Genomic DNA, 14,736 nt, shown 5'->3' on the forward strand with positions numbered 1-14,736 from the left:
TTGGCTCAAAAAAGAAGATCACCCGATGGATGTTCTCCTTTGTGATAACTACGGACTTATGTTTTTGCGGTTAAGGCAGATTATGCACATAATCTGCCTGATTCTTTGGACTTTAACGGTCTATCATTTCTACTTTTGATGATCTTCCCATCAGTTCATAGTACCGCCGCCAATCGCTTAAAGACTGAAGTGGAATCGTTTCACCATTCAGTTGAATGTACTCTTCAATCTGTTCTGGGAATAATGAGCAGTCAACGTCTCTCCCATCTTTGACGATAACAAATCCAGCCATGACATCCACATCAATTCCATCTATCGTAAATTCTAAAAAGTGCCTTGTCTTATACAGCTTATCCGGCTTTGGCGGAGCCAATAAGCCCATCGGCAAAAGTTGCTCTTTCAATTTTTCCACATCGTCTTCACTGACCATAAGGTCGATATCATGGAAAAAGTCAGTCTTCCCTTTAAAATATAACAGCATGGACGCACCAACCGCCCAAACCACATTTTTTTCATTTAAAACATGTGCGATATCTGACAGTACTTTTAATTTTTTCTCTATATCATTCAATACAGCACACCCTTATCTAGAATTTATCGTTTTGTGAATTTACCATAAACCTTTGCTCTATCATTGTATAAAATTATATAAAATAAGACCTATTTTCCCCTTGACGGAAAATAGGTCTTTTGGAGCGGATAAAGGGAGTCGAACCCTCCTATGCAGCTTGGGAAGCTGCCGTTCTACCGATGAACTATATCCGCAAATTACGCGTGAGGATAGTATAACAGACCTTTTTTCATTTTGCAAGACGAAAAATGCCTCAGGGGTCATTTGTTTTTTTCTCCCCTCATAGACTGGGACAACAAGAAAAGGGGGAGCGTTATGAAAAAACTGCTGTTTGTGCTGGCGGCGGCGCTGCTGCTGACCGTACCGGCCAGAGCGCTGGAGGTGTCCGCGCCCTCGGCGCTGCTGATGGAAAAAGAGACGGGCACGGTTCTATTTTCCAAAAATGAGCACGAAAAGCTGGAGCCCGCCAGCGTTACAAAAGTCATGACCCTGCTTTTGACCATGGAGGCCATTGACAGCGGCGCGCTGCACTATGACGACGTGATCACCGCCTCCGCCCACGCCTGCTCCATGGGCGGCAGCCAGATTTGGCTGAAGGAAAACGAGCAGCTGAGCGTGGGCGACATGCTCAAGGCGGTGTGCGTAGTCTCTGCCAACGACTGCGCCGTGGCGCTTGCAGAGGAGATTGCCGGAAGTGAGGAGGCCTTTGTCGAGCGGATGAATGCGCGGGCGGCGGAGCTGGGTATGAACGACACCCATTTCTGCAATGCCACAGGCCTTCCCGCCGCGGGACATGTCACCTCCGCCAATGACATCGCCCTTATGAGCCGGGAACTGATTCTGAACCATCCGGATATCCGGCAGTACACCACCATCTGGATGGATACTCTGCGCCAAGGCACGTCCTCTCTGGTGAACACCAACAAACTCATTCGCTTTTACGAGGGGGCCACGGGTTTGAAGACCGGGTCCACGGACTCTGCGCTTTACTGCCTGTCCGGCACAGCGGAGCGGGACGGCATGGAGCTGATCGCCGTCATTATGAAAGCCCCTACCTCCGCCCAGCGGTTTGATGACGCAAAAGCCCTTTTGAGCTTTGGTTTTTCCACCTATGCGCTGGTGAAAGCCACGCCTGACGCGGCCCTGCCGCCGGTTCCGGTATCTCTGGGATCGCAGGCCACGGTGCAGCCCGTTGCGGCAGAAAGCTCTTTGCTTTTGGAAAAGGCTAAAGCAGCGAAGCTGGAAAAGTCTGTGACGCTTGTCCCGCAGGCGGAAGCCCCCATTGCCAAAGGCGATGTACTGGGCACTCTGACCGTCTCTGCCGATGGTGAAACGTTGGCCGAAGTGTCGCTGGTAGCAGGGGAAGATGTTCCCCGCGTGACTTGGGGCGCATTGGCCCTTCGGTTTTTGCGAACGGCGTTTTTAGGCGGCTGAACAACCACGGGAAATTTTCGCCGTATTTCCCATTTTTTTACTTGTGGCTGACAGGCGAAACTAGTATAATGACGGTATCATAAGGATCACGCATGTGATCTGGAAGGGATCGTTATTATGCTGGACGTTAAAACTTTCCATATGGACTCGTTTATCCCCATGCCTTATGAAGAGGCACTGTCTCCCCGGTTGAAACTGGCTCAGGATAAGCTGCAAAACGGCAGTGGTCAGGGCGGAGAATTCACCGGCTGGGTTCATCTGCCCCGGAATTACGATCAGGCGGAGTACGCGCGCATCAAAGCAGCCGCCGCTAAAATCCGCAAGAATTCCAAAGCGCTGGTGGTCATCGGTATCGGCGGGTCCTATCTGGGCGCCCGCGGCGTGGTGGAATGCCTGCAGTCGCCCAACTATAATTTGAAAAAGAAGGACACTCCCAATCTTTACTTTGTGGGCAACGCCCTCAGTTCCGACGCCATGGGCGAAGTCATGGATCTGATCGACGGTGTGGATTTCTCCGTCAATGTCATTTCCAAGTCCGGCACCACCACAGAACCTGCCGTCGCCTTCCGCTTCTTCCGAAATCTTCTGGAGGAACGGTATGGCAGAGAGGGCGCGCGGGAGCGCATTTTTGCCACCACCGACCGGCTTAAGGGCGCGCTGAAATCTCTGGCAGACAGCGAAGGATGGGAGACGTTTGTGGTCCCCGACGACATCGGCGGACGGTACTCCGTCCTCACCGCCGTGGGCCTCTTGCCCATCGCCGTTTCTGGAGTAGATATTGACGCGCTGATGCGCGGCGCGGCAAGCATGATGGATCAGTGCGCCGTCCCCGGGTACGAATGCCCCGCGTGGCGGTACGCCGCCGCCCGATACCAGCTGTACCGGGACGGAAGAGCCGTTGAGATTCTGGGCTGCTTTGACCCCGCGTTCCGCATGATGGCCGAGTGGTGGAAGCAGCTGTTCGGCGAGAGCGAGGGCAAGGAGGGCAAGGGCCTCTTCCCCGCCAGCGTGGAATTCACCGCCGATCTCCACTCCATGGGCCAGTACATCCAGCAGGGCAAGCGGCTGATGTTTGAAACGATTGTGCGCTTTGGCTCCTCCGCCCGCCAGCTCAACGTCCCCGAGGATGCGGAGGATGGCGACGGGCTGAACTTCCTTGCCGGCCGCTCCATGGACTTTATCCGGGACAAAGCCACCGAAGGAACGCTTTTGGCCCATACCGAGGGGGGCGTACCCAACCTGATTGTGGAGGCAGGAGAACGGAACGCGGAGACGCTGGGCCAGCTGATTTACTTCTTTGAATATGCCTGCGGCCTCAGCGGATATCTGCTGGATGTGAATCCCTTTGACCAGCCCGGCGTGGAAGCCTATAAAAAGAACATGTTTGCCCTTTTGGGAAAACCCGGATACGAGGCACAAAAATCGGAACTGGAAGCAAAATTGCAAAAGTAAACGAATGCCGGGGATGGTTTTTGTTCCATCCCCGGCATTATCCACAAAGTTTTTACAGGAATTTTTCGTTGTCTTTTCTTTGAATCTATGCTATGCTGAAGACATAGAAATCCACCCCGCGATTTCAGATGAACAGGAGTGATACACTATGGTCAGATTGATTATGGGCGTTAAAGGTTCCGGAAAGACCAAGCAGCTCATCGACCTCATCAACAGCGCGGCAAAGGACGAGCCGGGCAACGTGGTTTGCATTGAGGCAAATTCCGCTCTGACTTACGACATCCACTATCGCATCCGCCTGATTGACGCGCAGGAATATAAACTGAACAGTTACGAGTCTGTCCGCGGCTTTGTCAGCGGCCTGTACGCTGGTAATTACGACATTTCCCATGTGTTCATTGACAACCTGTGCAAGGTGGTCGGCGGCGAAGTGGGCCACGAGACTGAGGAACTTTTGAACTGGCTGGACGCTTTCGGCGAGAAAAACAGCATCAAGTTCACCGTCACGGTCAGCGGCGATCCGGAGCTGGCCACCGACGGTATGCAGAAATTCCTGTAAGCACGCCGGAAAAGGCTCTTTCTCAATAACCCGATAGGAAAAAAGCAAGCGTCTGCTGTGCAGGCGCTTGCTTTTTAATTTCGGACAAAAAGACTTATCTGCCGCCTTTATTGCAGTCCGGTAAGAATTCCGTTCTCCCCGTTTAACGGACCTGCAAGGTCGCTGATGCACAGTCCGCCGCCGCCAAAAAACGCCAGCAGCTGACGGCGGGCCTGCGCGGACCGGACGTCGTTATACCAGACCACCATACGAACGCCGGATTCCGTATAGCTGAGATAGGGCGCGGCGTACCGGCTGGACCAATAGCTGGTAACGCCGGAGGAAGATTGCAGCTGGGTGATCTTTGCCGCGGAGATATCCTGAATGGCCATGTTTCCCTGCCAAGCCGTTCCCGTGGCCGTCAGCCAAAGGCCCCGTTTTTCGGCCGGAATAGCGCCGGCAACGGTTTCCAGTGCGTAATAGACCTCCTCCAGCGGCTCCCGCGGCGAGGTTGGGAAATCGGAAACCAGCTGATTGTAGGAGGCAGCCCGCAGAATCACCCTGTCCGCCTGAGCCGCCAGCGCGGCAAAGTCGTACCCGTTATAGGCCGTTGCATTCTGCCAGCTGGGGGCTTCTGCCGTTACATAGAGCAGACTGTCCGTTCCCATAGCCGCGCGCAGCGCGGTGACAAGGGCGGAATAGGTCTTCTTCTCTGTGCCTTGCAGCTTGGGAATGTCCAGCAGTACGCCGTCCCAGCCGTCTTTTTTCGCGGCGGCGGCGATTTTTTCTGCCAGCGCGGTCGTGTCGGCATCCGCAAAACCGGTGCTGCTGCCGGAAACCTGCATCAGCCGCCGCTTCCCCTCCGCCGCCGCGAAAACGGCGGCAGCTTCCTCTGCGGAGAGATCACGGGTCAGCTGCATACTGCCGTTGTAAACCAGCTTCATAGCAGGCACTGCCACGGACCCCACGCCTGCAAGGCTTAAGTCGTTTGCCGTTCGCGCCACGCCGCAGACATCCGGCGTTTGGGCGTTGAGCTTGTCATAAACGCGCATCAGCACTGCCGCTGCCTGCTCCCGGGTGGCGGTTTTGTCCGGCTGGAACGCGCCCCGGGTATTGCCCGTCATAATCCCCAAATCATTGGCCAAAACAAGATAGCCAAGGCTGGAGGTCACGTCGGTAAAGGGAGATTTCCGCTCGCCCGCAAGGCTGGCCAGCGTCCCGTATCCCAGCGCGCGCACCAGCATCACCGCCATCTCCTGGCGGGTGATGGCGTCATGGGGGCGGAAATTCTCCTCCTGTTGGGTGACCGCTCCGCGAAGACACGCCGTCTCCACCGCACGGTAATACCACTTTGCGGAATCCTGATTGTCCGGGAAGGACCCGGACGCGGGGCTGACCAGTTCCCACTGGAACAGGCGGCACAGCACCGTGACAAACGCGGCGCGCGTCATGGGCTGGCCCAGACCAAAGGTTCCGTCGCTCCGTCCGCTCACCAGCCCCAGCTTTGCAGCGCGGGTGATGGATTCTGCCGCCCAGTGGGACGCGGGCACATCGGAAAATCCGGTCGCCGCGCGAGCCGGAACCGGCAGCACCGTCAAAAGGCACAGGCAGGCCAAAAGGGTCGCCGCCATTCGCTTCATGTTCTTTCGCAAATCAAATCATCTCCTTGAAAAAATTTCTCCGAGAAAGGATCGCCCGTCCTTATACGGGCGAGTCATCCGAACCTGTGTTAAAATATTCCAGAACGCATAACCTCGGATATTTTAGCAGAATCTGGCCATGCCGTCAAATTTGCCCCCCATGAGGGCAGAATTTTCTTTACGTTTCCCGGGAACTTTGATATAATAGTTAAGTTATTTTGGAAAATAGCACGTTTATGCCGCAAAATCTGTCGGAAGGAGGGACGCCGGAATGAAATTTGAGAAATGGAACATCGGTGCGCCCGCTCCCGGCGTGGTGGATGCTCTGCGCCAAGCGGGATACCCCGCGCTGCTTGCCGCGGTTCTGGCGGGTCGGAGCGTCTCCGACCCCGCGCAGGCCGCTCAGCGGCTGGAGTGCGACGACGTGCTGTCCCTCTCCCCCTTTGCCATGGCGGACATGAAGCGGGCGGTGGAGCGCATTCGCCGCGCCGTTTCAGAGAACGAGACTGTGGCGGTTTTTGGGGACTATGACGTGGACGGGATTACCTCCACGGCGTTGTTGCTGGACTATTTAAAGGGCTGCGGGGTTAAGTGCCTGCGCTACATTCCCCGGCGCATTGAGGACGGGTACGGCCTGAGCTGCGATGCGATTCAGGCTCTTCGGGATCAGGGGGCCACGCTGATGGTGACGGTGGACTGCGGCGTCACCGGCGCGGAGGAAGTTGCTTTCGCCAATTCCATCGGCTTGGAGGTGGTGGTGACTGACCACCACGAATGCAAAGGTCCTTTGCCCGACGCCGTGGCCGTGGTGGACCCCCACCGGCCCGACTGCCCCTACCCGTTCAAGCATCTGGCGGGCGTGGGCGTGGCGCTGAAGCTGGTACTGGCGCTGGGCGGCTCGGGCAACGAAGAGCGGCTCTTCTCCCGGTACTGTACGCTGGCGGCCATCGGCACCGTGGCTGATGTGATGCGGATGGAGGGCGAAAACCGGATTATTGTCCAACGGGGACTGGACGCGCTGCCCCGGACGGATTTTGTGGGCATCCACGCCCTTTTGCGAGAAGTGGGACTGGAGGGAAAACCCGTCACCTCCGTTCAGATCGGCTTTACGCTGGCTCCCCGGATCAATGCCGCCGGGCGCATGGGCGCGGCGGACTTGGCCGCCGACCTTTTGGAGACGGAGGACCCCGCCAAAGCGGAAGAATTGGCCCGGCAGCTGTGCGATTTGAACCGGGAGCGGCAGGCGGTGGAGCAGGGCATCTGCGCCGACGCTCTGCACCAAATTGAATCCCTGCCTGAATCCGCCCGCTCCGCACTGGTTCTGGCCAGCGAGACATGGCATCAGGGCGTGGTGGGGATCGTTGCCTCCCGCCTCAGCGAAAAATACGCCTGCCCCAGCTTTATGATCCATGTTCAGGAGGGGCTGGGTAAAGGCTCCTGCCGGTCTTACGGCGGATTTAATTTATTTGCCGCGCTGGAGGCCTGTTCCAGTCTGCTGGAGGGGTTCGGCGGCCACGAGCTGGCCGCGGGCTTTACCATCCGGGAAGAGAACATCGTCCCCTTCCGGGAGAAGATGAACGGCTATGTCCGCGCCCACTGCGGCAAAGGCGTGCCGGTGTCCGCGCTGGAAATTGACGCCGCCGTGGGGGACCCGATGGACCTGACCATGGACGAGGTGGAACAGCTGGGCCGTCTGGAGCCTTATGGCGCGGGGAATCCCCGGCCCGTGTTCGCCCTTCTGGGCGCGCGGGTGGAGTCCCTGCAAAGCGTTGGTCAGGGGCGGCACCTGAAATTGCAGTTGGGCAAAGGCCCCTGCCGATTTGACGCCATCTTTTTCTCCGTCACGGCGGAGGAATGCGGCATCCGGGTGGACGACCGGGTGGACGCCGCCTTTTATTTGCAGGGCAACACCTTCCGGGGCCGAACCACCCTGCAATTGCAGATGATTGATCTGCGCCTGAGCCGCGCGCCCAGCCGCCACGAGGCGGAAAATCTGGAACTTGTCCGGCGGCTGAGCCGGGGCGGTATCCTGACGAAACAGGAGATTGACCGGCTGAACGCCCCGCTGGATCAGTTCCGCGCGCTGCTGAAAGCCATGCGCCGTCTGCTGCCGGATGGGCAGGCGCGGGTAGCAAAACTGCCGTTTTTCCGAACCACCGGCGAGCTTGCCGGCGGCCGGGAGCCGTTTTTGCGCGCCGCGCTGGCTCTTTTGGTATTTGAGGAGCGAAGACTCCTGCGCATTACCGCCGTGGATGAAGAACTTTTGGATATCGCGCTGCTCCCATGGGAAGGCAGCGTGGACCTTTACGCCTGTCCCCTTCTGCAAAAATTGCGGGCCGGGGCAGAGACTTGGGAGGGGAGGGAGGCCCTGTGACCATCACAGAGCAATATCAAAAACTGGAGGACACCGTCCGGGCCTATAACCCCTCGGCGGATTTTGCCCACATTCGCTCCGCCTTTGAATATGCGGAAAAGAGCCACAACGGCCAGACGCGCAAAAGCGGCGAGCCGTATATCATCCATCCTCTGGCAGTGGCCCAGATTGTGGCGGAGGAGCTGAAGCTGGACTCAGAATCCATCGAGGCCGCCCTTTTGCACGATGTGATCGAAGACACTCCCGCCACCCACGACGAGGTGGCAAAGCTCTTTTCCCCCACGGTGGCCGATCTGGTGGAGGGCGTTTCCAAGCTGACCCGCATCCAGTACGCCACCAAGGAAGACGAACAGATGGAAAACCTGCGAAAAATGCTCATCGCCATGAGCAAGGACATCCGGGTGATTCTCATCAAAATTTCCGACCGGCTCCACAATATGCGCACCATGGAGTATCAGTCTCCGGAAAAGCAGAAGCAGAAATCTCTGGAAACCATGGAGATTTACGCCCCCATTTCCCACCGTTTGGGTATGCAGCGCATCAAGTGGGAACTGGAAGACCTGTCTTTAAAGTATCTGGACCCGGTTGGCTTTGAGGAAATTGTTTCAACACTTGACGAAAAGCGGGCAGAGTACGACGATTTCATGAAGCGCACGCAGGAGCAGATTGATCTGCGCTTGGCGGAGATGGCAATTCACCACACCGTCTATGGGCGGATGAAGCACCCCTACTCCATCTATCGCAAAATGTTCAATCAAAACAAGTCTCTGGACGAGATTTTTGACCTGTTCGCCTTCCGGGTAATCGTGGACAACGTGGGCGACTGCTACAACGTTCTGGGTGTGATCCACGACATTTATAAGCCCATTTTGGGCCGGTTCAAGGACTATATCGGAACACCCAAGCCCAACGGTTATCAGTCCCTTCACACCACCGTCATGGGCGGAGACGGCATCCCCTTTGAGGTGCAGATCCGCACACAGGAGATGCACGACATCGCGGAATACGGCGTGGCCGCTCACTGGAAATACAAACAGGGCGGACAAGGCGCGGGAGCCGAGGGAAAATACGAGTGGGTTCGGCGGCTTCTTGAAAATCAGGAGGGCACCGACGCCGAGGAGTATATCCGTTCCCTAAAGGTGGATATGTTCTCTGATGAGGTGTTTGTGTTTACTCCCGGCGGCGACGTACAAAACCTGCCCGCCGGAGCCACCCCCATCGACTTTGCCTATTCCGTTCACTCCGCCGTGGGCAATCACATGATCGGGGCCAAAGTCAACGGGCGGATCGTCACCTATGATTTTCAGCTGAAAAACGGCGACATTGTGGAGATTCTTACTTCCAAAACCGCCAAAGGTCCCAGCCGGGACTGGATGAAAATTGCCAAGTCCAGCGAGGCCCGCAGCAAAATCCGCCAATGGTTCAAAAAAGAGCGCAGAGAGGAAAACATCGCCAACGGCCGGGCCGCCTTTGAAGCGGAGATGAAGCACTGCGGCATTGCCATGAAGGACGTGCTGGCGCTGGAAAATCTGCCGGAGCTTTTGAAGCGGGTATCCTACGGGACTCTGGACGAGATGTACGCCGCCATCGGTTATGGCGGCTTCTCCGCGCAGAAGGCCGTTAACCGGATGCAGGGAGAGCTTCAGCGTATTCAGAAGCTGCACCAGCAGGAAAAGGCGCTGGAAGAGGCCGCTCAGGAATCTGCCAAGGCCGACGACGGGGCAAAATCCCTCCTGCCTAAGCGCACCCGCAGCGAACAGGGTATCATCGTAGAGGGTCTTTCCAACTGTCTGGTCAAGTTTTCCAAGTGCTGCACCCCCGTCCCCGGCGACGACATCGTGGGCTTCATCACCCGGGGATACGGCGTGTCCGTCCACCGGTGCGACTGCCCCAACGCCTCAGATGAGCGCCGCAGCCAGCCGGACCAGAAGGACCGCTGGATCAAAGTCACTTGGGGAACCGATACCAACGACAGCTACCACACCTCTTTGGAGATTATTGCCAAGGATCGGAACAATCTGGTGCTGGATATTTCCGCGGCACTGTCTGTCACCAACACCCGCGTGGTGGCGCTGAACTGCCGCACCACCGAGGACAATTTTGCAGTCATCACGCTGGAGGTAAACGTCAAGGACGGCAAACAGCTCCAGTCCCTCATGACGAGACTCAATCAGGTATCCGGGGTTTTGAAAGTCACGCGGCCCGCCGGATGACGTCGGCCGCCGCCCTTGCGGAACGCGATCCCGCCTGCGGGCAGGCCCGCTTATCCCTGCGTGCGCGGCCTCCTTTTTCGAGGAAAATTACCGTGTAATTTTCCTCGATGAAAGACAGGGACGTGAAAAACAAATTCCGTATCCTTCGCTTCCGCGCTTTGCGCGAAACCTCTCTCACTCCATTGCCCCTCCTCTTTCGGAAAAAACCACTCCGTGATTTTCCCGGGAGGGGACGAAGCGCCGGCGCAAACTGCGCATTCCTCGTATGGTCCTGTGGACCAAACTCAAGTGTTGACAGCGGGTACCGCTGAAGTTGAAAGGAGCGTTTTTATGCGCGCAGTCGTCACACGGGTCCGCCACGCCTCCGTGGCCATCGACGGAGCCGTCAAGGGCCAAATCGGCCCCGGCTTTCTCATCCTTCTGGGCGTGACCCATGAAGACACGGAAGCCGAAGCCGTGAAACTGGCCCATAAAATCTGCGGCCTTCGCATTTTTGAAGATGAAAACGGCAAAATGAATTTAGGGCTGGACGCGGTGAACGGAGAACTGCTCATCGTCTCTCAGTTCACGCTCTATGGCAGCTGCAAGCGGGGCCGTCGGCCAGACTTTCTGGCTGCCGCCCGACCGGAGGTTGCCATCCCGCTGTACGAAAAGTTTATTGCCCTGTGCGAGAGCAAGGGCCTTTCTGTCAAAACCGGCGAATTCGGCGCGGACATGAAGGTGGACTCTTTGAACGACGGCCCCCTAACCCTGATTCTTGACACCGATACGCTGTAAGGAGCTTTTACCATGAAGACGATCACTTTGCAGGTCGGCCCCATTATGACCAACTGCTATATCCTGTGCGACGAAGAGGCAAAGGTCTGCGCCGTGGTGGACCCCGGTGCGGACGCGGAGCGAGTGGCGCAGGCCGCCGCCGAAACCGGTTGCACACCCGTATGCATTCTGCTGACCCACGGACACTACGACCACACCGGCGCGGTGGAGGAGCTTTTGAAAAAGTTCCCCGGCATTCCGGTATATCTGAACCGACGGGACGTATGCGACGGGTCCGACCGCCGCATGGCCCAGCTTTTCCCGCCCCTGCCCACCGCAGTGGATTACGACGAAGGGGATACCGTTTCCGTGGGAAACCTGACGGTTTCCGTACTGGCCACGCCCGGCCACTCCGCCGGGTCTGTGACACTGCTGTGCGAAGACGCCATGTTTGCCGGAGACACGCTGTTTGCCGGTTCCTGCGGCCGGACGGACTTGGCTGGCGGCAGCACGGACGATATGCTCAAATCTCTTTCACGCCTTGGAAAGCTGGAGGGGGAATACCGCGTGCTTCCCGGCCACATGGACGCGTCCGTTCTGAGTCGGGAGCGGGCGTTCAACCCCTATCTGCTTCAAGCTTTGCGAGGCTGAGTTATGCGTCTGATTTTTGAGGGGCATCATGAGGTTTACGCCATCGAACAGACCCTCATGGCTCTTTTGCCGGAGGAACGGCCCATCTACGAGGGAGAAGACCCCAGCTGGGCCAAGGTCATTTTGACCCAGACCGGGGATAGGGCCAGCGCGGTGACAGAGATGTGCTATCGGGGCGACATGGGCCGGGGCGAATGTTCTCGGACGCTTTGCGGCACCGACTATGAGAAAGAAGGCCAGCGCCGCCGCCTTCTGCAAATGTGCTTTTTCAAGGCTGCACAAAGCGCGGCTCATATCACGCCCCCTTGGGGAAGCCTCACCGGTGTGCGGCCCGACAAGGTGGCGGTGGAGGCTCTGGACCGGGGAGAAACGCCGGAGGAGGCGCAGCGCACGCTGGAGGAGGACTATTTTGTCACCCCCCGCCGCGCCATGCTTGCCGCGCAGACCGCCGCCGTCACCCGGCGCGTGCGGGAGGATCTCGGGCCCAAGGATATCGGACTGTACGTCGGCATCCCCTTCTGCCCCACTCGCTGCGCCTATTGCAGCTTTGTCAGCTCCAGCGTGGAAAAGAGCTTTCATCTGGTGGAACCGTATCTGGCCGCACTGAAAGCAGAGATCGCCTCCGCCGGAAAGCTCTGCCGGGAGCAGGGCCTGCGGGTTCGGGCGTTCTATATGGGCGGCGGCACTCCCACCACGCTGACGGCCGTGCAGATGGACGAATTACTTGCCAGCCTCACGGATTCGTTTGACTTTGCGGTTTGCGGCGAGTATACTGTCGAGGCTGGCCGTCCGGATACGGTGACCCTTGAAAAGCTCAGGGTTTTGAAGCGCCACGGCATCACGCGGATTTCCGTGAACCCCCAGACCATGGACGACCGAGTGCTCAGCGCCATTGGCCGCCGCCACTCGGCGGCGCAGGTTCTCACCGCCATGGAGCAGGCGGCCGCCGTCGGCTTTGAACACATCAATATGGATTTGATCGCTGGTCTTCCGGAGGATGACCCGGAGGGCTTCCGCCGGTCGCTGGACACCTGCTTGCAGCTGGGGGCGGACAACATCACCGTCCACACACTGAGTTTGAAAAAGGGAAGCCGCATCACGCTGGAGGGCTTACGCATTCCCACCGCCGAGGCAGTGGGCCAGATGCTGGACTACGCCGATCCCACTTTGCGCGCGGCGGGCTACGGGCCTTATTATCTCTACCGGCAGAAATACATGTCCGGCAGCTTTGAAAACGTGGGCTGGTGCAAGCCCGGAAGCGAAAATCTCTACAACATTTATATCATGTCGGAGCTGTGCTCCATTCTCTCCTGTGGCGCGGGCGGGTCCACAAAGATGGTGGGCGCCGGACCGCGGGCGATCCACCGGGTATTCAACCTGAAATACCCCGTGGAATATACGGCAAGGTCCGAAAAAATTGCGGAAAATCAAGCAGCCTTTGCCGCTTTTTATGAGGAGCCGTCCGTTCCCGCCCCGCTGGGGGCCGGACAGACGGATTAAATCTAGGGAATACAGCGGCGTTTCGCCGCATTCCCGCACTGAAAGGGGTTTGCAAACATGGCGTATTCTCTCAACGATATCAACGAGGCGGTCCGCAGCGATCCCGAGGGGTTTTCCCAGCGCTGCGACGAGGATTTCCAGAAAAAAGTGCAGATGGCGGCAGAAAAAATCGCCGCGCACCGGGAGGAATCCCATATCATCCTGCTGTCCGGCCCCTCCGGGTCCGGCAAGACCACCACGGCCTTGAAAATTGAAGATGCTTTGAAGGCCATGGGCGTGATGACGCATACGGTATCCATGGATAACTATTTCAACACCGTCGATCCGGAGACTGCGCCCCGGAATCGGGAGGGCGGCATCGACTATGAGTCTCCCTTCTGTCTGGACATTGAGCTTTTAAACCGCCATTTTGCCATGCTGGACCGGGGTGAGACGATCCACGTTCCCAAGTATGAGTTTGCCCGCCAGATGCGCTCCGACATCATGTCCCAGCCTCTGCATCTGGGCCGCGACGAGCTGGCGATTTTTGAGGGCATTCATGCCCTGAACGACGTGATCATTGGCAAGAATCCAAAGGCCTTCAAGCTGTATATCGCCGCCCGCAGCAATGTGCTGGATGACGGGAAGGTGGTCTTCGACCACGCTTGGCTGCGTCTTTGCCGCCGAATCGTCCGGGACCACAAATTCCGGGGCAGCAACGCGGAGTTCACCATGAAGATGTGGGAAAACGTCCGTCGGGGCGAGAAGCTGTACATCTCCCCCTACAAGGAGAACGCGGACCTGATGTTCGACTCCTCTCTGGCCTGCGAATTCTCCGCGCTGAAGCCCTATGTGGTCCCCCTGCTGGAGGAACTTCCCCGGGGCAAATACCCCGTGGCAGAGCAAATTTTGGCGGCCTATGAAAAGATTGACGCCATGGTGGACACCTTCCTGGCCCCCGACTCTCTGGCCCGGGAATTCGTGGGCGGCAGCACCTACACGTACTGAGGGAGGCGCAGGATATGGATGAAAGATTGCAGGACATTCTGGACACCGTGCAAAAGACCGCCGTGGAGATGAGTTCCGCCGCGGGCGAGCTGTTCACTGCTGCGGGGCAAAAGGCATCCTCTCTTCTTTCCGTCAGCAAACTAAATGTCCGTGCGGCCGATTTGAAGGCCCAGCGCGCCGCCCTTTTGCAGGAGGTAGGTTCCATGGTATATGGAACCCACACCGGCGCGGTTGCTGACTCCGACACCCTGCTTGCCAAACTTCGGGAGATTGACGTTGTGAATCAGGAGCTTGACAAAATTGACGCGGAAATCGCGCGTCTGCGGCAGTCTGTGCGGGTATGTCCCCTGTGCGGAGCGGACGCAAAGCCCGGTGACGCGTTTTGCCGTCACTGCGGAACCCATCTTTAAGAACGTATTCATAAGCGCAGACAGCCGTCTGTGGGGCAGAAACTGCCCCATACCGCGTTGGAGGGACTTGAGATCCGATGGGATATCCGCGTCCTGCCGCCTTGTCTGGAATGCATTCTGTGCCCGCATCCAGCTGCCCCGCCTGCGAATGCGGGCATGCATTCGGAATGACGGTGCGCGGAGCGCATATCTTTGTTGAAGGAATATCTT

The 14,736-nt window shown here is 57.7% G+C and carries 12 protein-coding genes and 1 tRNA gene; 10 read left to right on the top strand and 3 right to left on the bottom strand.

Going from position 1 to position 14,736, the window contains the following annotated elements:
• Window positions 1-112 precede the first annotated feature (112 nt).
• Window positions 113-571 carry a nucleotidyltransferase domain-containing protein gene (locus ON16_RS05010; RefSeq protein ID WP_040660034.1) on the bottom strand — a complete coding sequence of 153 codons (459 nt, stop codon included), beginning with the start codon at window positions 569-571 and terminating at the stop codon, window positions 113-115.
• A gap of 120 nt (window positions 572-691) precedes the next feature.
• Window positions 692-765: transfer RNA gene (locus ON16_RS05015), tRNA-Gly, on the bottom strand.
• Between the two features lie 121 nt (window positions 766-886).
• Between ON16_RS05015 and ON16_RS05020 the strand changes: the two genes are divergently transcribed.
• The 3 genes from ON16_RS05020 to ON16_RS05030 all read left to right on the top strand — a co-directional run bounded on the left by ON16_RS05020 (window position 887) and on the right by ON16_RS05030 (window position 4,016).
• Window positions 887-2,005 carry a D-alanyl-D-alanine carboxypeptidase family protein gene (locus ON16_RS05020; protein ID WP_040660036.1) on the top strand — a complete coding sequence of 373 codons (1,119 nt, stop codon included), beginning with the start codon at window positions 887-889 and terminating at the stop codon, window positions 2,003-2,005.
• A gap of 117 nt (window positions 2,006-2,122) precedes the next feature.
• The gene (locus ON16_RS05025; RefSeq protein WP_144032055.1) at window positions 2,123-3,457 is read left to right on the top strand and encodes a glucose-6-phosphate isomerase; all 1,335 of its coding nucleotides are present in this window, start codon (window positions 2,123-2,125) and stop codon (window positions 3,455-3,457) included.
• A 148-nt stretch (window positions 3,458-3,605) separates the two neighbouring features.
• Complete coding sequence (locus tag ON16_RS05030) at window positions 3,606-4,016, top strand: P-loop NTPase family protein (RefSeq protein ID WP_040660040.1); 411 nt, start codon at window positions 3,606-3,608, stop codon at window positions 4,014-4,016.
• A gap of 107 nt (window positions 4,017-4,123) precedes the next feature.
• On the opposite strand, the gene ON16_RS05035 is transcribed toward ON16_RS05030, so the two are convergent.
• Complete coding sequence (locus ON16_RS05035) at window positions 4,124-5,647, bottom strand: S-layer homology domain-containing protein (RefSeq protein WP_040660042.1); 1,524 nt, start codon at window positions 5,645-5,647, stop codon at window positions 4,124-4,126.
• A 259-nt stretch (window positions 5,648-5,906) separates the two neighbouring features.
• Here ON16_RS05035 and recJ point away from each other — a divergent pair, with 259 nt between their 5' ends.
• The 7 genes from recJ to ON16_RS05075 all read left to right on the top strand — a co-directional run bounded on the left by recJ (window position 5,907) and on the right by ON16_RS05075 (window position 14,526).
• Window positions 5,907-8,009 (top strand): single-stranded-DNA-specific exonuclease RecJ, encoded by a 2,103-nt coding sequence (gene recJ, locus ON16_RS05040; RefSeq protein WP_040660044.1) that lies wholly within the window; start codon window positions 5,907-5,909, stop codon window positions 8,007-8,009.
• A complete protein-coding gene (locus ON16_RS05045) occupies window positions 8,006-10,222 on the top strand; it encodes a RelA/SpoT family protein (RefSeq protein ID WP_051131544.1) in 2,217 nt (738 codons plus the stop codon). Before recJ ends, ON16_RS05045 begins: the two co-directional genes overlap by 4 nt.
• 330 nt (window positions 10,223-10,552) lie before the next feature.
• Window positions 10,553-10,999, top strand: coding sequence for a D-aminoacyl-tRNA deacylase (dtd, locus tag ON16_RS05055; protein WP_040660048.1), 447 nt, complete (start codon window positions 10,553-10,555; stop codon window positions 10,997-10,999).
• A gap of 12 nt (window positions 11,000-11,011) precedes the next feature.
• Entirely contained in the window at window positions 11,012-11,629 is a 618-nt protein-coding gene (locus tag ON16_RS05060) for an MBL fold metallo-hydrolase (protein WP_040660050.1), read from the top strand.
• A 3-nt stretch (window positions 11,630-11,632) separates the two neighbouring features.
• A complete protein-coding gene (hemZ, locus tag ON16_RS05065; protein WP_040660052.1) occupies window positions 11,633-13,129 on the top strand; it encodes a coproporphyrinogen dehydrogenase HemZ in 1,497 nt (498 codons plus the stop codon).
• 57 nt (window positions 13,130-13,186) lie between these two features.
• Window positions 13,187-14,116 (top strand): uridine kinase family protein, encoded by a 930-nt coding sequence (locus tag ON16_RS05070; protein WP_040660054.1) that lies wholly within the window; start codon window positions 13,187-13,189, stop codon window positions 14,114-14,116.
• A 14-nt stretch (window positions 14,117-14,130) separates the two neighbouring features.
• Window positions 14,131-14,526, top strand: coding sequence for a zinc ribbon domain-containing protein (locus ON16_RS05075; protein WP_040660056.1), 396 nt, complete (start codon window positions 14,131-14,133; stop codon window positions 14,524-14,526).
• Window positions 14,527-14,736 lie beyond the last annotated feature (210 nt).

Source organism: Oscillibacter ruminantium GH1, assembly GCF_000307265.1.
GTDB lineage: Bacteria > Bacillota > Clostridia > Oscillospirales > Oscillospiraceae > Oscillibacter > Oscillibacter ruminantium.

Bases quoted from the DNA above. Each gene is read 5' to 3' on its own strand.
- ON16_RS05020 (WP_040660036.1), top strand. From the start codon at position 887: ATGAAAAAACTGCTGTTTGTGCTGGCGGCGGCGCTGCTGCTGACCGTA.
- ON16_RS05025 (WP_144032055.1), top strand. From the start codon at position 2,123: ATGCTGGACGTTAAAACTTTCCATATGGACTCGTTTATCCCCATGCCT.
- ON16_RS05030 (WP_040660040.1), top strand. From the start codon at position 3,606: ATGGTCAGATTGATTATGGGCGTTAAAGGTTCCGGAAAGACCAAGCAG.
- recJ (WP_040660044.1), top strand. From the start codon at position 5,907: ATGAAATTTGAGAAATGGAACATCGGTGCGCCCGCTCCCGGCGTGGTG.
- dtd (WP_040660048.1), top strand. From the start codon at position 10,553: ATGCGCGCAGTCGTCACACGGGTCCGCCACGCCTCCGTGGCCATCGAC.
- ON16_RS05060 (WP_040660050.1), top strand. From the start codon at position 11,012: ATGAAGACGATCACTTTGCAGGTCGGCCCCATTATGACCAACTGCTAT.
- hemZ (WP_040660052.1), top strand. From the start codon at position 11,633: ATGCGTCTGATTTTTGAGGGGCATCATGAGGTTTACGCCATCGAACAG.
- ON16_RS05070 (WP_040660054.1), top strand. From the start codon at position 13,187: ATGGCGTATTCTCTCAACGATATCAACGAGGCGGTCCGCAGCGATCCC.
- ON16_RS05075 (WP_040660056.1), top strand. From the start codon at position 14,131: ATGGATGAAAGATTGCAGGACATTCTGGACACCGTGCAAAAGACCGCC.